The sequence below is a fragment of the Pseudomonas aestiva genome (assembly GCF_039908605.1).
Taxonomy (GTDB): domain Bacteria; phylum Pseudomonadota; class Gammaproteobacteria; order Pseudomonadales; family Pseudomonadaceae; genus Chryseomonas; species Chryseomonas aestiva.
Window position 1 is genome coordinate 1,668,205 of the sequence record NZ_CP150916.1, and the last position, 19,540, is coordinate 1,687,744.

Below are 19,540 nucleotides of genomic sequence, written 5' to 3' on the forward strand. Positions count from 1 at the left end.
CCGGTTCCAACTCGCTCAAAGATCGAGCCGCTGGATTCCACCTATGAACCAGTCGCTCCCACCTCCCTTGGACGAACAGCGATCACGCCCTCGTGATCGCCGGAGGCATGCCCATGGCTTTCCTGATCCTCGACGGCCTCGTCAAAACCTATGGTGACTTCACCGCCATCGCCGGGCTCGACCTGGCAGTGGAGAAAGGCGAATTTCTGTCCCTGCTCGGCCCTTCGGGGTGCGGCAAGACCACGACGCTGCAGAGCGTTGCCGGATTCGTACAGCCCACCGCCGGGCGCATCGTGCTGGACGGGCGAGACATCACCCATGTCCGGCCGGAAAAGCGCGGACTGGGTATGGTGTTCCAGAGCTATGCCCTGTTCCCCCACATGACCGTGGCCGAAAACGTCAGCTTCGGCCTGGAGATGCGCGGCGTGTCGCGTAGCGACCGGGCGGAGCGGGTGAAGTCGGCGCTCGACATGGTTCGGCTACAGGGCCTGGGCGAGCGCTATCCCAAGGCGTTGTCGGGCGGGCAGCGTCAGCGGGTGGCCATCGCGCGTGCCCTGGCAATCCGCCCGGACCTGTTGTTGCTGGACGAGCCGATGTCGAACCTCGACGCCAAGTTGCGCGAGGACATGCACATCGAGTTGCGCGCCATCCAGCGCGACCTGGGTATCACCACCATCCTCGTCACCCATGACCAGGTTGAGGCGATGACCATGAGCGACCGCATCGCGGTGATGCACGGTGGGCGCATCGTGCAGATTGGCTCGCCGTTCGAGACCTACGAGCGGCCCCAGTCGCCCTTCGCCTCGAGCTTCCTGGGCAAGACCAATGCCTTCCCCGGTGCCGTCCAGACCCGCAAGCCGCGCTGCTACGAGGTCAAGGTCGACGGTCTGATGCTGCATATCCCTCATGAGGGGCATCAGTTCGACGGCGATGTAAATGTCTATCTGCGGCCGGAAAAGATTCGCCTGGCCGATCCGGCCGAAGCGCGCTTGCGTGGCACGGTGCGCATGCGGGTATTCCTGGGCAATCTCTGGCTGATCGGTGTCGAGAGCCCCCTGGGGCCGGTGAATCTGACGCAACCGAACCTCGGCGCGCCGCCGCCGCTGGAAGGGGAGGAGGTGGGCCTGACCTGGCTGGACGATGACCTGCGCCTACTAGGACGGGAGGTGTCCCATGACCACCTATGATGCTGAACGGGTTGGCAGCGCTCCCTGGCTGCTGACCGGGCCTGCGCTCCTCGTGTTCCTGACCCTGCTGGCGGCGCCGCTGGTGCTCACGGCCATGCTGTCGTTGAACCTGTTCAGCGACAGCAAGGGTGTGATCCCAGTGTACTCGCTCGCCAACTACCTAGAGGTATTCGGCGACGACTATTTCCACGAGATCTTTCTGCGTACCGGAGGAATGGCGCTCGCCGTGACGGTCTGCGCGGTGCTAATCGGCGTGCCGGAGACCCTCATCATCGCCCGCATGCGGGCATCCTGGCGATCGCTGTTCCTGCTGGTGGTGCTCGGTCCGCTGCTCATCTCGGTCGTCGTGCGCACCCTAGGGTGGGCCATCCTGCTGGGCAACAACGGGCTGATCAACCAGGCGTTGCAGGCGCTGGGCATCATCGATTTTCCGATCCGCATGATGTTCACTCAGTTCGGTGTCGTGCTGGCGCTGACCCATGTGCTGGTGCCCTTCATAGTGATCGCCGTCTGGGCCAGCCTGCAAAAGCTCGATCTGCAGGTGGAGCAGGCCGGCCTGTCGCTGGGCGCTTCGCGGATGACGACCTTCAGGCGGGTGGTGCTGCCGCAGATCGTGCCGGGAATCCTATCGGGCTCGATCATCGTCTTCGCCCTGGCGGCCTCGGCCTTCGCCACCCCCGCGATCATCGGCGGGCGACGCCTCAAGGTGGTGGCGACGGCCGCCTACGACGAATTCCTCGGTTCGCTGAACTGGCCGCTGGGCGCTGCCATCGCGGTGCTGCTGCTGATCGCCAACCTAGTGATCGTGGTGGGCTGCAGCCGGTTGGCCGAGCGCCGTTTCAAACACGTCTTCGAGTGATCGCCATGTATCGGAACGGTTTCTTCTCCCTTGCCTTTCATACGCTCTTCATCGCCTTCATCGTCGCGCCGCTGGTGGTGGTGATGGCGGTGTCCTTTACCGGCGAAGGCTTCATCTCGCTGCCCTCCGGTGGCCTGTCGCTGCGCTGGTTTGAGGCGCTCTGGGCCAACCAGGAAATGGTCGATGCCTTCTGGCTGTCGCTCAAGCTGGGCCTGGTGTCGGCGACGGTCGCCACCCTGCTAGCGGTCCCCGCGGCGCTGGCCATCAGTCGCTACGACTTTCCTGGACGCGGGGCGATCACTGGCTTTCTGATGTCGCCACTGATGATTCCTTCGGTGGTGCTGGGGATCGCCTTCCTGCGCTTCTTTTCCCTTGCACAGGTGGGCGGTTCGCTGTGGGCGCTGAGCATCACTCACGTCATCGTCGTGCTGCCCTATGCCTTGCGCCTGACCTTGGCATCCACCATCGGCCTGGAGCGCGATGCGGAGCATGCGGCGCTATCCCTGGGCGCCAACCGGCTGCAAACCTTTTGGCGGGTGATCCTGCCGCGGATCCGCACCGGCGTGGTGGGCGGCTGGCTGCTTGCCTTCATCCAGAGCTTCGACGAGCTGACCATGACGGTCTTCGTCGCCACACCCGGCACCACGACCTTGCCGGTCGCCATGTACAACCAGATCTCCCAGACCATCGATCCTCTGATCACGGCGGCCTCCACGGTGCTGATCCTGGGGACCCTGGCGGTGATGCTGCTGCTCGATCGGCTCGTCGGCCTGGATCGGGTGCTGATCGGAGAGAAGCAATGAACGACAGCAGCGTACCCACCTCGGCAGAGGTCATCGTGGTTGGCGGTGGACTGGTCGGCATGGCGGTCGCCTATGGCCTGGCGAAGGCCGGTACCAAAACGCTCGTACTCGATCAGGGCGATGACGCCTTCCGCGCTTCCCGGGGCAACTTCGGTCTGGTCTGGGTGCAGGGCAAGGGCTTTGATCGCCTCGAATATTCTCGCTGGACGCGTTCCTCGGCATTGGCTTGGGCCGGGCTGGCCGAGGATCTGCTGGCAGAGACGGACGTCGATGTCCGCCTGAAGCAGCCCGGCGGCTTTCACATGTGTTTTTCCGATCAGGAATTGGCGGAGCGGCAGGCGCGGCTGGCAGGTATGCAGGCCGGTCTGGGCGATTACCCCTTCGAGATGCTGGATCAGGCGGATCTGCGGGCACGCCTGCCCGGCATCGGACCGAAGGTCGTCGGGGCGAGCTACATGCCCATGGATGGCCACGTAAATCCGCTCAAGCTGCTGCGGGCTTTGTATGCGGGAGCGCAGCACCACGGGGCGACGGTGCTGGGGCGAATGCCGGTCGAGCGGATCGACTCCGCGCCGGGCGAATTCACTGTGGTTACTTCCGCTAAACGCTTCACCGCGCCGCGCTTGGTGCTGGCAGCGGGCCTGGGCAATCGGCCGCTGGGGGAGCAGGTCGGACTGCATGCCCCGGTCGCGCCGAATCGTGGGCAGGTGCTGGTCAGTGAGCGGGTTCGTCCCTTCTTGGACTACCCGACGATCAATGTGCGCCAGACCGACGAGGGCAGTGTGCAGCTCGGCGATTCCATGGAGGAGGTCGGCTTCAACGACCTCACCACCACCGACGTGCTCGCCAGGATCGCCCAGCGTGGCGTCAACACCTTCCCGCTGCTGGCCGACGTGCGCCTGGTGCGCGCCTGGGGCGCCCTGCGTGTCATGAGCCCGGACGGCTATCCGATCTATCAGGAGTCCGCGTCGCATCCCGGTGCCTTCGTCGTCACCTGCCACAGCGGCGTGACCCTGGCCGCGGCGCACGCGACCCGGATCGCGCCCTGGGTCCGCGGCGGTGAACAGCCGGAAGAACTGGCGGTGTTCGCCAGCGAACGTTTTCTCACGGGGGAGGTGTTTTCCCATGCCCACTGATTCCTTGTTTCGCCGCATCGATGCTGAGGGCGGCCACCTCATCACCCTGACCTTCGACGACCAGGCCTTCCAGGTGCCGAGCGGTCTCACGGTTGCCGCCGCCTTGCTGCTGGCCGGCGTACGGCATTTCCGCACCTCCCCGGTGGGCGGTGAAGCCCGTGCGCCCTATTGCATGATGGGCGTGTGCTTCGAATGCCTGGTCGAGATCGACGGGGTGCCGAGTCGGCAGAGTTGCCTGATCGAGGCGGCCGACGGCATGCGCATCCGTTCGCAGCAGGGCGCCCGGGAGCTGCCCTTCACCGCTGCCGAACCCGTGGTGATGGAGGTGCAGCCATGAATCTCGAACCTAAGGACATCGTCGTCATCGGCGCGGGCCCGGCTGGCATGGCCGGGGCGCGAACCCTGGCGGACCTAGGTCTTTCCGTCGTGCTGCTCGACGAGCAGGCCGCGGTCGGCGGGCAGATCTATCGCGGTATCGACAGCGCCTCACCCGCGCGTCGCACGCTGCTCGGGCCGGATTATGCGGACGGCGCCCACTTGGCGGATGCGGTGAAGAGCACGACCGTGCGCCACGAGGCGGGTGCGTCCGTCTGGCAGATCACCCGCGAGCGTCAGGTGCATTACCTCAAGGACGGACGGGTACGTTCCTTCGCCGCGAGGGCCGTGCTGTTGGCGACCGGCGCCATGGAGCGGCCCTTTCCCATTCCCGGCTGGACTCTACCTGGGGTGATGACCGCCGGGGCCGCGCAGATCCTGCTAAAGACCGCCGGCATTGGTCCGCAGGGACCGGTGGTGCTGGCCGGGTGCGGACCGCTGCTCTATCTGCTCGGCTGGCAATACCTGCGGGCGGGCATACCCATTGCGGCCCTGGTGGACACCAGTCGCCGTGAGGACTACTGGCGCGCCCGCGGGCACCTGCTGGCAGCGCTGCGGGCCTGGCCCTACCTGCGCAAGGGTGTTTCGCTCCTGCGCGCCCTGCGCAAAGGCGAGGTCCCGCACTACACCGGTGCCGAGCAGCTACAGGTCGAGGGGGAAGGGCAGGCCCAGGCGCTCAGCTTCGTCGTCGACGGGCAGGCACAACGGGTGTCGGCCAGCACCGTGCTGCTGCACCAGGGCGTGGTACCGAATATCCAGTTCACCCAGGCGCTCAGGGCTCAGCATCGCTGGGATGATGCGCAACTGTGCTTCGTACCGGAAACCGATCAATGGGGAGCCCTTGATGTGCCCTTCATTTCGGTGGCCGGTGATGGCGCGGGTATCGGCGGTGCCCAGGCCGCCGCCTTGCAGGGGCGGCTTGCCGCGCTGGGGCTGGCGCGTACCCTCGGCCAGCTCACCCCGGCCCAGCGCGATGCCCAGGCTGCGCCCTTGCGCGCCGAGCTGGAGCGCAACCTGCGCATTCGCCCCTTCCTTGATGCCCTGTATCGCCCGCGCGAGGAGAACCGGATTCCTGCGCGTGACGACGTCACCATCTGCCGCTGCGAAGAAGTGACGGCGGGCGACGTCCGACGCTTCGTCGAGCTGGGTTGCAGCGGACCCAATCAGGCGAAATCCTTCGGGCGCTGCGGCATGGGCCCCTGTCAGGGGCGCATGTGCGGACTGACCGTCACCGAGATCATTGCCAAGTCCCGCGGACTTACGCCCGACGAGGTGGGCTATTACCGCATTCGGCCACCGATCAAGCCCATTACCTTGGGAGAGCTCGCCAGTGGCTGACAGGGCGGCAGACGTGATCGTCATTGGCGCCGGGCTGCATGGGTTGAGCACGGCCTGGCATCTCGCGCAGCGTGGTGTGCGGGTTATCGTACTCGAAGCCGACTATGCCGGCCGGCATGCTTCCGGCGTGAACGCTGGCGGGGTGCGGACGCTCGGTCGCCATCTCGCGGAAATTCCCCTGGCGTTGGCGTCCCGAGAACTCTGGCACAACCTGCCGGAGCTAGTGGGGACGGACGCGAGCTTTGTCGCCAGCGGCCAGCTCAAACTGGCCGAAACCGACGAGGAGCTGCGGGAATGTCGGGACCGAGTCGCCCACCTCCAAGCGCACGGTTTCACCCATGAGGGGCTCATTGACCGGGAGGAGGTCTTCGAACTCCTCCCGACGGTGGCGCCCCATGTGGTGGGGGGCATCTGGGTGGCGGACGATGGCTACGCGACGCCTTACCGTGTGGTGACGGCGGTTCGGCAGGCGGCGGAGCGCCTGGGTGTGGTGCTACATGAGCAGACGCCTGCGCTATCCATCACCCAGCGCGGCCCGCGCTGGCAGGTCGAAACGCGCAGGGGAAAGTTCGAGGCGGACCAGCTGGTCGTGACGGCAGGTGCCTGGGCGGGGCGCCTGGCAGCCGAGGTGGGCGAGCCGGTACCCACCTATCCGCAAGGGCTGATGCTGATGGTGACCCATCGAGTGGCGCCCTTCTGCAGGCAGGTGCTCGGCGCCACCGGTCGCGCCCTGTCGTTCAAGCAATTCGACAACGGCACGGTGGTCATTGGCGGCAAGTTGATCGGTGCCCTGGACTACGATGCCCGCCACGGCGAGGTCGATATCGCTCGTCTCGTGACCAGCGCCCAGACCGTGACGGATCTCTTTCCGCACCTGAGGCATCTGGGCATCAACCGCGCCTGGTCCGGTATCGAAGCCTTCACCGAGGACGATCTGCCTGTCATCTCAAGCAGCAGTCGCGCCGATGGACTGACCTACTCGTTTGGTTATTGCGGTAGTGGCTTCCAGATGAGCCTCGGCACTGGCCAGCGCGTTGCGCAACTGGTGCTCGGCGAGTCGTCGCCGATCGATCTTACGGCTTTTGCCATCGATCGCTTCCACAGAGATTCCTCAACCCCCAGGCCACTCAAGGAGCCTATATGCAACCCATTACCCGTATCGAAACCAACCAGCGTATGAGCCGGGTCGTCCAGTACAAGGGCGGTATCACCTTCGTCGGCGGCCAGACGGCCAATGATCGCACCCAGGACATCAAGGGGCAGACCGCGCAGGTGCTGCAGAAGATCGACGACTACCTGGCCAAGGTCGGCCTGGACAAGACGCGCATCCTCAGCGCCCAGGTGTGGCTGTCGGACATCCAGGCTAACTTCGCCGGTATGAACGAGGTGTGGGACGCCTGGGCACCGGAAGGGGAGGCACCTGCACGGGCTACAGTTGAGTCCAAGCTGGCGGCGCCGGAATTGCTGGTCGAGATCGCCATCGTCGCAGCGGCGGAGTGAAGGCGGCCGCATCAGCGCCCTGTAGCTGAGACACTGCGCCTATATCAAGAAACGCCGGTAGAGCACTTCCTTTGAGGTAGAGCCGATTTTGCTACAGACCCATGGAGACTGTTGCGACAGGTGCCGATGTAAGGCGTATGTAGCGGGAAGTGTGACGCTTTAGAAGGCTGGGATGGTTGCTATAGACCATCCCAGCCACCGCTTCTAATCGACGATAATCGCTTGAGCGTTGGCGCACCGGGAACTAGAGATCGCCCGGCGATATAACGTGACCATCTCGTCTAGCAATTCCTGAGCGATATTGCAGGCAACCTTTAGCCGCAGCTCGTCCGAATGACCAGAGTCGCGCTCTGCCAGCTGAACTAGCAGGTCACCTAGCATCGAGGCACGAAGATCTGCATCGGCTTCGATAGACCGAGTGGAAAGATCCATTTGGTTAAGCGCGATTAGCTTGCTGGGGAAGGGGACGACAGAGGGCTTCTTCTCAGCCATGACACACCTCCGTTGTAGAGGTATATGGCGAGCCGATAGCGCCGAGGCGGAGCTCGGGCTTAAAAGAAAGACGGTGCATTCATGCTGCTCCTTGGTTCGGGTGAGGAGCCGCCACCACCGTTGTCACGCGGTATGGAGGCGGACCGTACGGGGGTGACAACCGGGAACCAAGGGAACCGGCCAGGCCGAAGCCTGCCCCGCACGGCCCGCCATAAAACGCACGCAGCCGAATGCTTAGCATTGGCTGTGGGCGATTAGGCTACCGCGCCCTTGTTCATCGGGTTGTCACGCCCGGTCATGGGATTGACCATGACCGGGCAAATCTACCGCGCTCATATCGCGACCGCAACCGGTCACGAGCATCCCGGTTCTACCCAGCAATGATCGCGGCTCGTTAATCACGAGCGACATGTGGCAGGGTGGAGACCATTTGTTGGTCAGGCCATCCAGACACTTTCTCACTAGGCCTTGGCAGACAGTCCCAGACCTCCGCCGCCGTGAAGCTAGGACGACTCTCTTCACCTATGACTCATCGGCTTTTGGTTTACAGCAGGCCATTTGGTGTGCAACAGAAATACGGTAACGGGCCAAATCGAATTTATCTGGGACAGACCAACCCAGTCCCCCGAGACTCGCTGACAGCTGAAAGGCTTTCGTCGGGGGAGAGAGCAGATGGGAAGCTAATGTGCGCACGAGCGCTACGCATCAAATGAATGATTCACGACGCCTAATAAGTTGCTGATAGATCCGCGACTGACCCCGCTGGAGCGCAATGGGTGGCAGGTCTTGCGCATGCATCAGTGATGCAGACGGTGTGAGTTCGCTTACGAGTCTGAGCCAGCTTTGACGCTATCTCACCACCACGCCGTTAGGGCAGAGGGCGGGCTATGAGACGGCACGACGTTTTCTGAAAGTGCTCCGCCTGACGGGTTGGATCATTCTCGTCGGTGCGCAGCGTGATCCCATGTGCAAGGTGATGAGCGAGTGCTACAGGGTGCATGAGCGTGCCTTGGCGTTTGATCAAACGTGCCTTCACGAGACGGGTAGTTGCGAAAAGCTACGCATGAAGCGTGTGTCGCCATCCGAGTCGGAGACAGATCATTTGACAGTGAGGGTCTGATCACCCAATAGCAGTGTGATAACCACCACTTTTTCAGCGTGCCGTTTGGGCATGGTTTGCAGTAGTGCAAATGCAGTAAGTGGCGCGACAGCCTTATCGCGGTAAATGGGTAGCCACTTGCGGATGACGTTGGTGTTAATTCCGTGACTGATGGCGGCACTGAAACTAAGGCTCCAAGTTACAGGCATTCCTGCACGACCTGGGGTTTATAGCGCGTCGTAAAAATATCGTTGGTGCGTGGTAATCCTAGCGACAGGGCGATTGCGTCCGCTAAAAGCAGGTGCTCACCAGTGCTCTTATCGCTAGGGTTCGACAGCTGGGCTTACCGGCCGCTTACAGCTGAGTTTAGGCTAAAGACCACATCCATCCGGCCGATAAGCTGTGTGCGTTGAAGTAGAAATCCCGATGTTGGCTTTTGATGGAGCGCTGCGCCTTAACGGATCCGTTAGTGCTTAAATTCTAATATTTCGTCAAGCCGTTTGGCCGACGTGAAAAGTCGTGCGTCACAACAGGAGGATCAAGCTTAACAGCGAGCTGAAAAGGATCGCAGCACCAACCTGTCCAGCGCCCCTACTAGTACACACTGGGCGTGCAATACGGCGAAAAAGAAGGTGCCTGTATCAACGAACACCACCTGAACGTGGCGGCGGCGAAAAGCGCCCGCGACCGACCAGCACCACCCAACCACCCCCCTGCGTGGCTGGCTATCCCTTGTCAGTCCAGCAGCAATCGCCTGGCGGTTGTTGCGGTAGCCTGCCTTGCCCTGCTTTCGCTGGGCTGGCAGGTGGCGCAGCATTTCGCCTTGATCGGATATTGACTAGAGTCGCTGAAGCTCATACGCGTACTTCGGCGATGAGCCGACCATGATTGCTCTCGTGGTCTGTGCAATGGTTGCTGCCGCACGGGCTTGGCTTGGTAATCACGGTAACGATTTGTTTATGAATGCCCTCGCTGAGCGGCCCGGTTTGCTAGCCAAGACGAGCGCCGAGAGCACTTCTGCACTACGTATCCCTACCGCAAGCTTCCTCTATTTTTTAATTTTTCTGATTTGGTTCCCGCTGGTTGCGGGACGTTATAGGTGAGCGAATTGAGATGAGTAAGAAGATCAGTGGTGCCGAATACCCGTTGGCGAAAATTTTCAGTTCCGAGTTCGACTATGTGATCCCCCCGTATCAGCGCCCCTATGCTTGGACGCGCGATCAGGCCGGTGAACTGTTCGACGATCTGTACGACTTCTTCGAGAAGGAAGCCGAGGATAGCTATTTCCTCGGTTCCATCGTACTGATCAAGGACGAGGGTAAGCCGCTGGCTGAGGTCATCGATGGGCAGCAGCGCCTTACGACCTTGACCATCCTGCTGGCCACGCTGACCTCGCGTCTGACTGGAGAGAACCGTGCAGACTTCAATGGCTTCATCCGCGAGCCGGGAAGTGTAGCGCGGCAGCTGGAGCCTAAAGCTCGTCTGGCACTGCGCGAGCGGGATCGTGCATTCTTTGCTCGGTATGTGCAGGCGCTCAAGTTCGATGATTTGGCACAGTTCGATCCGGCGCAACTGGACAACGAATCGCAGCGCAACATCCTAGGCAACGCTCGACTGTTGCTGGAGCGCTTGGAAGCGAAGTGTGCGGGTGACGAATCTCGTCTGATCGCTTTCGGTTCCTTCTTGGTAATGCGCTGCTTCTTGGTAGTTGTGACTACTCCAAGCCAGCAGTCGGCGTTCCGGGTGTTTTCCGTACTAAACAATCGCGGCCTTGATCTGCTACCTACGGACATTATCAAGGCAGAGGTGATCGGCAAGTTGCCCGAGGCCAAGCGCGAGGCTTTCAACGACCGCTGGGAGGACCTAGAGGTCGCGACTGGGCGGGATGGTTTTAGTGAACTGTTCGGGCATATCCGCATGATCTACGCCCGCTTTAAAGCGCGACGCATGTTGCTGGAAGAGTTCCGCGAGCATGTGCTGAGCCATGTAATTTCATCCGTAGCGCTCGTAGAGGAGGTGGTGGCCCCCTTCGCCGAGGCGTATCTGATCGCGAAGAACTCGCAATATGTCTCTTCCGCTGCTGCCGACAAGATCAACGAGCTGTTTACCTGGTTGAACCGAATCGACAACTCCGACTGGCTGCCCGTGGCGATCGCCTTCCTAGCCCGACATGGTGGTGATGCGGCAGTGGTACTGGATTTCGTTACCCGCCTGGAGCGTCTGGCAGCCTATCTGCACATTACGGCTAAGAACGTGAACCAGCGGATCGAGCGCTATGCGCAGGTGCTGGATGACCTTCAGAAAGACATCCTCTTCGACTGTATCGAACTGACACCGATCGAGTGCGACGAGATGCTGCGGGTGCTGGACGGCAACGTCTATGAAATGACGGCTCGCCGGCGCAACTATCTGATCCTTCGCCTAGATTCTTTCGTGTCTGCCATGGCGGCCAATTACACGCCGAACGTACTGACTATCGAGCATGTGCTGCCACAGACCGTCGACCTTAGCGGCAACTGGGCTGTGACCTGGCCGGATGCCGAAGAGCGTGGGCGCTGGCTGCATCGCCTTGCCAACCTTGTGCCGTTGACGCGGGCGCGTAATTCACGAGCGCTGAACTATGACTTCGACCGCAAGAAATCGGCGTACTTTGCCGGCAGTAGTGGTGTCACTACCTATGCGCTGACTAGTCAGGTGCTGCATGCGGAAAGCTGGACACCAGAGGTAGTGGCGCAGCGGCAAGAAACGTTACTGAAGGTGCTACAGCAGAGCTGGAAGCTGGTCTAAGCGGCTTCGATCTGGTGGGGTATGGACACGTGCGGCATAGGGCCTTTGTCAGGAGACTTTCTTTACACCTGGAACGAGCCCGAAAGGTGTTGCGCGAGAGATACAGCCTATGTGGCTACAGACCTGCGCATGTTTTTGAAGCGGGTGCTGGGTGTCAGACGTCTTAAAGCTGGAGGCGTGAGGCTTTTAAGGCTGGGATGGTTGCTAGACCATCCCAGCCACTGCTTCTAATCGACGGTAGTCGCTTGAGCGTTGGCGCACCGGGAACTAGAGATTGCCCGGCGATATAGCGTGACCATCTCGTCTAGCAATTCCTGAGCGATGTTGCAGGCAACCTTTAGCCGCAGCTCGTCAGAGTGACCGGAGTCGCGCTCTGCCAGCTGAACTAGCAGGTCACTTAGCATCGAGGCACGAAGATCCGCATCGGCTTCGATAGACCGAGTGGAAAGATCCATTTGGTTAAGCGCGATTGGCTTGCTGGGGAAGGGGACAACAGAGGGCTTCTTCTCAGCCATGGCACACCTCCTTTGTAGAGGTATATGGCATGCAAGTAGCGCCGAGGCGGAGCTCGGGCTTGAAAGGAGATATAGGCATTTTAACTGCTCCTCAGACGATTAAGGAGCCGCCACCCGCCGTTGCTACACGGTAAGGGAGGCGGACCGTGCAGGGGTAGCAAACCGGCGTCCGAGGGAACCGGCCAGGCAAAAGCCTGCCCTACACGGCCCGCCATAGAATCATGAAGCCAATACGCGCACGTACGACTCCCTGACTATGGCGCTACCGCGCCTCGAACGCTTTAGGTTGCTACACCTAGTCATGGGATTGACCATGACCAGCCAAATCTACCGCGCTCAAATCATGACCGCAACCGGTGACAAGCGTCCCTGGCTCTACCCAGCAGTGATCGCAGTTGGTTAATCACGAGCGACATGCAGCAGGGTGGAGACCGTTTGGTGGTCAGGCCATCCAGACCGGTTCCAATCCCTGCCTTGCCAGACAGTCCTAGACTTTCTCCGCCGTTAAGCTAGGGGGCTCTCCCCACCTCTGACTCATCGGTTTTTGGTCTGCGGCAGACCACTTGGTATGCAACAGAAATACGGTAATGGGCTAAATCGGATTTATCCGGGACAGACCAGCTGGTGCCAAAGAGACTCGCCTGACAGCCGAAAGGCCTTGGTAGGGGAGAGGAAATGGCAAGATATTCCGCACACGAGCGCTACGCGTCGACTGACTGGGTCACGACTCCAACCGCGCTGCTGGTAGATCCGCGGCTGACGCCCTTGGAGCGCAACGGCTGGCAGGTATTGCGCATGCTGAGCGGCCCGGATGGGTTCAGTTCGCTTACGAGCCTGAGCCAGCTAAGACGCTATCTCACCACCACGCCGTTAGGGCAGCGGGCGGGCTATGAGACGGCGCGACGTGTTCTGAAAGTACTGCGCCTGACGGGTTGGATCACACTGATCGGTGTGCAGCGTGACCCCATGACGGGCAAGGTGATGAGCGAGCGCTACAGGGTGCATGAGCGTGCCTTAGTGCTTGATCAGGCATGCACTGCCGACCAGACGCTTGCCCGTCTATTACAAGCCTGCCTGCACGAGACAGGCCATCCGATCCAGCGGATTGCGCAGCATCTCAATCAGACGTTCGAACAAAGGCAGCGCAGCGACGATGCAGAGACTAATGGCGCTCGGAGCCCAGGTGACTTTATGGGTCCTATCTCTAAGGCAGTGCCTGTGGGGTCTGGCATAGCCCATACCGGTCTGTCACAGACCAACGAAGTCCACGACGAACCAATTGGCCAATACAGTACGTACGGTAGTAAGACATATAAAGTACGTACGTATCCTTCAGAGCTAGAAAACACGAAGGGCAGTGCTCCGCTTCCATCCTGTCTCGCGGGAATTGATGAGGAGCAGTTGCAGGAGCTGCTGACGTCACTTGATGAGTTGACCCTGGAGCAGCGTCAGCAGGTATTGGCAGAGCTTGAGGCCAGACATCGTAGCGGCGGGGTACGCAACGTAGTGGCCTATGCCTTTGGCTTGATCAGACGTGTGCAGTCGGGAGGTTTCCGGCCCTATGCATTGCGGGACAGGCCGGCAGTGCAGACCGTGGCGAACAGAGACCTGGGCATGGACCATCGTCCACGCCCGGCACATCGAGTAGCCCCCGCAAAGCGCTCAACGCCCCAAGTCGCTGAAAACCACATTGCGACGCTTCGCAGGATGCTCAACATGCCTGTCAGGGTGTCGCGCGTGCTCGACGACATCAAAGCTCAGTCCGAGCAGCTCAGCGAAGAAAGCTAGTCGTGGTGACTTATGAATGATTGAGCCACGCTGCGGGCTTGGACTGCTCATAGGCCCAGTGCTGAGGCGTTCGTAATGCTTTTGCTGCGGCGATGGATGATGACCATCTCATCCAACAGATCTTGCGCGGTCATTTTGATAATCGTGGCGCGAAGCGAATCTGTTTCCAAGGTGCACGCGTCAAGCTGATCGAGCAGGTCCTTCAGTACGGAAAAGCGCAGCTCGATGTCATCTGAAAGGTCCGACAAGTCGCTTGCGAAGTAGCTGGCGTCGATACCTTTCTGCGGGAGCGGATAAATCCGCGTGTTCTTGGTGTGCGTCATGATGCGTATACCTCGATTTTCCTAACGTCCGTCTGGGGGCGATTAATCGATCCTGTCCGGGCAGGTCGCTCAGCACTTCAGCTTGCACTGGATAGTTTGGAGGTATCTCAGCGTTAGCAGCAGCCTTACAAGTGCTATTGCCCAAGGTGCCGAGCCAGCCATGTCTCTGGTGACCAAGAGGATTCCGGCCCTCTCACTAGCTGCCCATGAGCAGCTAGGCGAGCTTTAGCAATACAACCCTATAGGTTGATATTCAACCTTAAATGTCCTTCATGTCAACAGGGTGTCGCTCGACCATTGAGGTTGAAGGGAGGGCGTCATGGCTGAGTACGATACGGCGGCATTGGCAGGTCTGGTGGGGCGAGCCATTGCTCGGCAGCGCATTCGCTGCGGGTTCACCCAAGAGCAGATCGCCGAACGATTGGGGATAGGTAACGAGGCGGTATCGCGCATCGAGCGCGGTTTGGTCATGCCTAACATCGAGCGCTTATTGTCTCTGGCGGAGGTATTCGGCTGTGAAGCAGCAGACTTGCTGACCGAGGCAAGTGCCCGGCCTCAGGATCAGGCCCGACATCTCGAAACGCGCCTGGCTACCCTCAGCGCCGAGGATCGCCAACTGGTCATGGAGTTGCTTGAAAGTCTGATTCAGCGACTGGGACGCGGTTGAGCGAGCGACTAGGGTGCTTGATTCCCGCACCTTAGGTTCTCAAGCAGATGCTTGGGAAGGAGCAGCGCCGGCTCCTCCACGGGACCTGGCGTCTGTGCGCTTGAAGGAATAGCGGGCACAAAAAAGCCCTCGCGAGAGGGCTCCTTCACCGGCGACAGAGTTACACGAGCAGGTGGGCGAGATAAGCTACGCCAGCAGTAAAGGCCACGCCGGTGAGTACGGGCACCGCTATCCACAGAGGATTGGCCTGACGCTTACGGTACCTGGCAGACTTCTCAAGGACCGCGTCAACCTCAGCGCGTGTGGCTTCGACCCTACGGCGTCTCGACTCATTTATGGCTTGTGCGTTCATGCGCTACTCCTTTGGAGGGCGGCGCCTCCGGGGCCTTATTCAAGGCCGATATAAGCGTGATCATAATACCGGTGATTACTGCTGCAAGCGTGGCCCATTTTCGAAATGAGTCGACGCGTAGCTCTGTGAGTTCGATGTTGAGCTTGTCGATCTCCAGCAGAGTCTTCTCCAGTGTCAGCTCAGCCTGGTACCGAGCAATTTGCTCCACTTCGGCCGCGATATCAGCAGGCGACAGCTCGAGCCGCGGATCTCTAGGGTCTTCATCGAAATCGCCCGCAGATAGCCCTAATGGCGGCTCCTGTCTATTGGACATACAGTACCCATCTTTAATTGGTGGAAAAATACGTGGGGGCTATGCCACCTTTTACGATGGCCGGCAGCGCCCAGCCCACGGCGAGCATGCGCGGCGCGCCACCTACTCGCGCCGCGTTCCCACATCGGGCGGCCCTCAGACACGGTCGTCAGTCAAAGAACGCAGGCCTTGGCGGCTGTGGCTGATTTAGGTCCCGACCGAACGACTACGGGTCGGTCTAAACCTTTGCAAACCTAGTCGTCTTCCCGGCTTTCCTCGCTATGATCCCTCTGAATCAATGCTGGTGTCGCGAGGCCGTCAAGACAATGATGCCCAACGAATCCGGAGCTATCGTCACCATGGCCTCATACGCGTCCGGCTGTGCGTTTCCCACCCTCGGCGCCTAAGGGGCGTACTAGCCCAACTAACCGGCACGCTCGCGCTCGAAGCCATCGCGCACGGCATCCGCGTCAACGCGTTCGTCGTTGGCGACGTCGTCACCAACATCCTTAATGGCGTGGTCGGCGACGGCCCGGGTTTTCTTGCCCGGCACGGCGAAACCGCGCCCATTGGCCGTGCTGGGCAGCTGGAGGAAATTGCCGAGATTGTCGCCTTGCTCACCTCGGACCGCGCAAGCTGAATGGTCGACTCGATGGTCATGGCCGATGGCGGCATGAATGTCACCGCCGGTTGATCAACCATCACGCAGACAGGAGGTCCCTCAGGAGTATGCTGACCCAGGTTGCCTTCTTCATTGCACTGCGCAGTGCAAATCTGTGGCGTCATTCGCGCTGAGCCTGCAGGAACACCGCGAAAAGCTCCGACTGCGATTTGATACCCAGCTTGCTGTAGACGTGCTTGCGGTGCACTTTCACGGTCTCAGCCGAAATGGCTAATTTGCGCGCCACCTCTTTGCTGGAGTACCCGCTGAGGACCAGGCGCGCCACTTCCAGCTCGCGGCCGGTCAGCGCTGTTTCCACCTGGCGTGCCATCCGTTCAAGGCGCTCCTGCCAAGGCGGGGCGGCCGTCGGCTCACTGGGTTCCGGCTCGTGGTTCAGGCGCTGACGCACCAGTGCCGTAACCCAGGGCGCTACCAGAGAGAGCAGGGCTATCTGGTCAGGTTGGAAGTGTTGCCGTGAACCCAGTGACAGACACAGCGTTCTAGCACCGGGGAGGGCGACATTGAACTGCACCTCGTCAGCGACCACGTTGAGGCTGAAATAGCGCTGGTAGTAGTCCGTTTGCTCGAAACAGTCCGGGGCAATTTCGCTCAAGCGCACGAGACCTTCCCGCTGGCTCTCTCGACTGGCGATGTAGAACGGATCGAGCAGGTACAGGCCGTGCAGGTAGTCCTGAAAGAGCCGGTCCGGTGCACCGTCGTCGCCGGGACTTTCGGCCAACACCTGCGGGCGTCCTTCGCTAAAGACCAGGGCCACCCAACTGTCGTGATGTACGTACTGCGCCAGCGCGCGGGTCATGGCACGCCAAAAATGCGGGCGTTCGAGCGCTTCGATGAGTTCGGCCACGGTCTGATGGAAGGCGATGTCGTGCAAGGTCATGGTCATCTGTCTACCCCTATGGGGTTACCCCGCGTGCGTAATTTCGCCTGTGTGGCTCCGCCTCCATACTCGACTCCGGACGGAGGGGTGTCCGCATTCTGTGTATGCCCCCCACCTGATGCAACACCTAGAACGGAGCCCCGTCATGCAAGTTGAACTCGCTCAGCTCACCGGTCGTGATGGTGATACGGCCCATAATCTCGCCCAGGCCCTGCAGGCTATCGCGGCGTGCAGGACGGGCACTCGCCTGCTGGTGTTCCCAGAGACCTACCTGACGGGCTTTCCGACGCCAGAAAACGTTGCGGCCCTGGCTGAGCCTTTGAATGGCCCGAGCCTGACCGCCATCGGCAAGGCAGCGGCTGCGCGCGGGCTGGCTGTTGCCATCGGTTTTGCCGAAGACGACGGCGGCACGTTCTATAACACTACTGTGTTGATGGACGGGCAGGACATTATGCTGACCTACCGCAAGACGCACCTGTGGGCGTCGGATCGCGGCGTGTTCGCGCCGGGCGATCGCTACGCCACCGCGCTGCTGGACGGCGTACGGGTCGGCTTGCTGGTGTGCTTCGACATCGAGTTTCCGGAGAGCGCACGTGCCCTGGGCGAGCTTGGCGCAGAGCTGCTGATCGTCACTAACGGCAACATGGACCCCTACGGGCCGACACACCGAACCGCGATCACCGCGCGGGCGATGGAAAACCAGGCCTACGCGGTCATGACCAACCGGGTCGGCGTAGGCGATGACGGCCTGGTATTCGCGGGCGGCAGTGCGGTGGTCGACCCCAACGGCAGCCTGCTGCTGGAGGCCGGTCGAGAGCCCTGCGCGCAGTCCATTACCTTGGACTTTCATCGCCTAGCTGAAGCCCGCCGCGACTACCGCTATCTGGAAGAGCGCCGCATGACGCTGCCAGGTACGCGTATCGACCATGCCAATGGCGTGCGTGAGCTACTGATCCCCTGACATTTCCCTTCTGAAGGGCGCCACAGACGCGCCCGTTGCGGCATTGCCGCGCGCTTTTGCCGACTTCGGTCCTGCCATAACAATATATAAAATGGGAGTAACAAGTAATGGCTCGTCTGCAACGATCCTTGTCTCTAGGCGCGGTGGTGCTGTTCGGCATCGCCTACATGACGCCGATTATCGTGCTCGGCACCTTCGGCATCCTTGCTGAGATCACCCACGGCGCCGTATCGGCGGCCTACCTGGCCGCTGCAGTGGCGATGTTCTTCACTGCGCTAAGCTATGCGCGCATGGCCAAGCTGTTTCCGGTAGCGGGATCGGCCTACAGCTATGTGCGCCACAGCATCAGCGATCACCTCGGATTCATCGCCGGCTGGTCGGTGTTGCTGGACTACCTCTTCCTGCCGATGGCGATCTGGCTGATCGGCGCGGCCTACCTTCATTCGGCGTTCCCGCAGCTGCCCCAGGCGCTTTGGGTACTGACGTTCATCCTGGTCACCAGCGTGATCAACATCGTGGGCCTGCACCTGGCCAAGGGCATCAACAGCGTACTGATGGTGGTGCAGTTTCTGGTGCTGCTGACCTTCGTCGCGCTATGCGTGCATTACGTGCTGGGCGACGCCAGCAAGCCGCTGTTGTCGTTGCAGCCATTCCTGGGCGAGGGCGTAAACCTGTCCCTGGTGATGGCCGGCGCGGCGGTAGCCTGCTACTCCTTCCTGGGCTTTGATGCGGTCAGCACCCTGACTGAGGAAACCCGCGACCCTCAGCGCACCATTCCTCGGGCGATCCTGCTGATCACCCTGATTGGTGGACTAATCTTCGTGGTCACGGCGTATTTCGTTCAGCTGGCCCATCCGTCCACCCAATTTGAAAGCAGCGATGCGGCCGCTTACGAGATCGCCCGCAATATCGGTGGTGATCTGTTTGTGTCGGTCTTCCTGATCGGGTTGATCGTGGGCCAGTTCACCTCGGGCTTGTCGGCGCAGGCCAGCGCCTCGCGCCTGATGTTCGCCATGGGCCGCGATGGCGTGCTGCCCCGTGCACTGCTGGGCACCCTGAGCCCGCGCTTCGGTACGCCGGTAGGCGCTATCCTGATCTGCGCTGTAGTGGCGCTGCTGGCCCTGAGGCTCGATGTCACCACCTCGACCTCATTCATCAACTTCGGCGCCTTTCTGGCGTTCAGCCTGGTGAACCTCTCGGTGATCGTTCACTTCGCGCGTCAGCCCCAAAAGCGTGGCCCCCTACAACTGGTGCTCTACCTGCTGTGTCCGCTTATTGGTCTGTTGGCGACGCTCTGGCTGATGATCAGCCTCGACCGCTTGGCGATCATGCTTGGCTGCAGCTGGCTGATGCTCGGTGGACTCTATCTGGCTTGGCTGACGGGAGGTTTTCGTAGCCGGCCGCCCGCCCTTAGCTTCGAAGCTGAGCAAGGGTAAGTAGCGCGCTTTCCACTGCGCAGGGTAGGTACCCAACCAAGCCGGCGAAGGCGTGTGAGTACGTCTGCTTC

General features: G+C 61.0%; 18 protein-coding genes and 1 pseudogene. 14 read left to right on the top strand and 5 right to left on the bottom strand.

The window, feature by feature from the left end; genetic code table 11:
- The first annotated feature begins 113 nt into the window (after window positions 1-113).
- Genes AABM56_RS07635 through AABM56_RS07670 form a run of 8 tightly spaced genes read left to right on the top strand, consistent with a single transcriptional unit; the run spans window position 114 to window position 7,198 of the window.
- Entirely contained in the window at window positions 114-1,187 is a 1,074-nt protein-coding gene (locus AABM56_RS07635; protein WP_347883959.1) for an ABC transporter ATP-binding protein, read from the top strand.
- Entirely contained in the window at window positions 1,174-2,046 is an 873-nt protein-coding gene (locus AABM56_RS07640; protein WP_347883960.1) for an ABC transporter permease, read from the top strand. Before AABM56_RS07635 ends, AABM56_RS07640 begins: the two co-directional genes overlap by 14 nt.
- A 5-nt stretch (window positions 2,047-2,051) precedes the next feature.
- Window positions 2,052-2,849: an ABC transporter permease gene (locus AABM56_RS07645; protein WP_158891840.1), complete on the top strand. Its 798-nt coding sequence runs from the start codon at window positions 2,052-2,054 to the stop codon at window positions 2,847-2,849.
- On the top strand, window positions 2,846-3,985 hold the full coding sequence (locus AABM56_RS07650; RefSeq protein ID WP_347883961.1) for an FAD-dependent oxidoreductase: 1,140 nt from the start codon (window positions 2,846-2,848) through the stop codon (window positions 3,983-3,985). The genes AABM56_RS07645 and AABM56_RS07650 overlap by 4 nt, the downstream gene beginning before the upstream one ends.
- Window positions 3,975-4,322, top strand: a complete 348-nt coding sequence (locus AABM56_RS07655; protein ID WP_347883962.1) for a (2Fe-2S)-binding protein — start codon at window positions 3,975-3,977, stop codon at window positions 4,320-4,322. The genes AABM56_RS07650 and AABM56_RS07655 overlap by 11 nt, the downstream gene beginning before the upstream one ends.
- On the top strand, window positions 4,319-5,698 hold the full coding sequence (locus AABM56_RS07660) for an NAD(P)/FAD-dependent oxidoreductase (RefSeq protein WP_347883963.1): 1,380 nt from the start codon (window positions 4,319-4,321) through the stop codon (window positions 5,696-5,698). Before AABM56_RS07655 ends, AABM56_RS07660 begins: the two co-directional genes overlap by 4 nt.
- 13 nt (window positions 5,699-5,711) lie before the next feature.
- A complete protein-coding gene (locus AABM56_RS07665) occupies window positions 5,712-6,878 on the top strand; it encodes an FAD-binding oxidoreductase (protein ID WP_347883964.1) in 1,167 nt (388 codons plus the stop codon).
- Window positions 6,839-7,198, top strand: a complete 360-nt coding sequence (locus AABM56_RS07670) for a RidA family protein (RefSeq protein ID WP_133859603.1) — start codon at window positions 6,839-6,841, stop codon at window positions 7,196-7,198. Before AABM56_RS07665 ends, AABM56_RS07670 begins: the two co-directional genes overlap by 40 nt.
- 204 nt (window positions 7,199-7,402) lie before the next feature.
- On the opposite strand, the gene AABM56_RS07675 is transcribed toward AABM56_RS07670, so the two are convergent.
- Window positions 7,403-7,690 carry a hypothetical protein gene (locus AABM56_RS07675; protein WP_347883965.1) on the bottom strand — a complete coding sequence of 96 codons (288 nt, stop codon included), beginning with the start codon at window positions 7,688-7,690 and terminating at the stop codon, window positions 7,403-7,405.
- 2,212 nt (window positions 7,691-9,902) lie between these two features.
- Between AABM56_RS07675 and AABM56_RS07680 the strand changes: the two genes are divergently transcribed.
- On the top strand, window positions 9,903-11,576 hold the full coding sequence (locus AABM56_RS07680) for a DUF262 domain-containing HNH endonuclease family protein (RefSeq protein ID WP_285387330.1): 1,674 nt from the start codon (window positions 9,903-9,905) through the stop codon (window positions 11,574-11,576).
- Between the two features lie 227 nt (window positions 11,577-11,803).
- Here AABM56_RS07680 and AABM56_RS07685 read toward each other — a convergent pair whose 3' ends face one another.
- On the bottom strand, window positions 11,804-12,091 hold the full coding sequence (locus tag AABM56_RS07685) for a hypothetical protein (protein WP_285387328.1): 288 nt from the start codon (window positions 12,089-12,091) through the stop codon (window positions 11,804-11,806).
- Between the two features lie 675 nt (window positions 12,092-12,766).
- Here AABM56_RS07685 and AABM56_RS07690 point away from each other — a divergent pair.
- On the top strand, window positions 12,767-13,879 hold the full coding sequence (locus AABM56_RS07690; protein ID WP_347883966.1) for an STY4528 family pathogenicity island replication protein: 1,113 nt from the start codon (window positions 12,767-12,769) through the stop codon (window positions 13,877-13,879).
- A 47-nt stretch (window positions 13,880-13,926) separates the two neighbouring features.
- Here AABM56_RS07690 and AABM56_RS07695 read toward each other — a convergent pair whose 3' ends face one another.
- Window positions 13,927-14,202 (bottom strand): hypothetical protein, encoded by a 276-nt coding sequence (locus AABM56_RS07695; RefSeq protein ID WP_347883967.1) that lies wholly within the window; start codon window positions 14,200-14,202, stop codon window positions 13,927-13,929.
- 319 nt (window positions 14,203-14,521) lie between these two features.
- Here AABM56_RS07695 and AABM56_RS07700 point away from each other — a divergent pair, with 319 nt between their 5' ends.
- A complete protein-coding gene (locus AABM56_RS07700) occupies window positions 14,522-14,869 on the top strand; it encodes a helix-turn-helix domain-containing protein (protein ID WP_007159148.1) in 348 nt (115 codons plus the stop codon).
- Between the two features lie 329 nt (window positions 14,870-15,198).
- On the opposite strand, the gene AABM56_RS07705 is transcribed toward AABM56_RS07700, so the two are convergent.
- Window positions 15,199-15,534 (bottom strand): hypothetical protein, encoded by a 336-nt coding sequence (locus tag AABM56_RS07705; protein ID WP_156045015.1) that lies wholly within the window; start codon window positions 15,532-15,534, stop codon window positions 15,199-15,201.
- 284 nt (window positions 15,535-15,818) lie between these two features.
- Here AABM56_RS07705 and AABM56_RS07710 point away from each other — a divergent pair.
- Window positions 15,819-16,153, top strand: a pseudogene (locus tag AABM56_RS07710) (SDR family oxidoreductase); the annotation flags it as partial.
- 142 nt (window positions 16,154-16,295) lie between these two features.
- Here the strand turns inward: AABM56_RS07710 and AABM56_RS07715 are convergent.
- The gene (locus AABM56_RS07715) at window positions 16,296-17,078 is read right to left on the bottom strand and encodes a helix-turn-helix transcriptional regulator (protein ID WP_347883968.1); all 783 of its coding nucleotides are present in this window, start codon (window positions 17,076-17,078) and stop codon (window positions 16,296-16,298) included.
- Window positions 17,079-17,217: 139 nt separating this feature from the next.
- Between AABM56_RS07715 and AABM56_RS07720 the strand changes: the two genes are divergently transcribed.
- Window positions 17,218-18,033, top strand: a complete 816-nt coding sequence (locus AABM56_RS07720) for a carbon-nitrogen hydrolase family protein (protein ID WP_347883969.1) — start codon at window positions 17,218-17,220, stop codon at window positions 18,031-18,033.
- Window positions 18,034-18,140: 107 nt separating this feature from the next.
- On the top strand, window positions 18,141-19,469 hold the full coding sequence (locus AABM56_RS07725) for an APC family permease (protein ID WP_347883970.1): 1,329 nt from the start codon (window positions 18,141-18,143) through the stop codon (window positions 19,467-19,469).
- Window positions 19,470-19,540 lie beyond the last annotated feature (71 nt).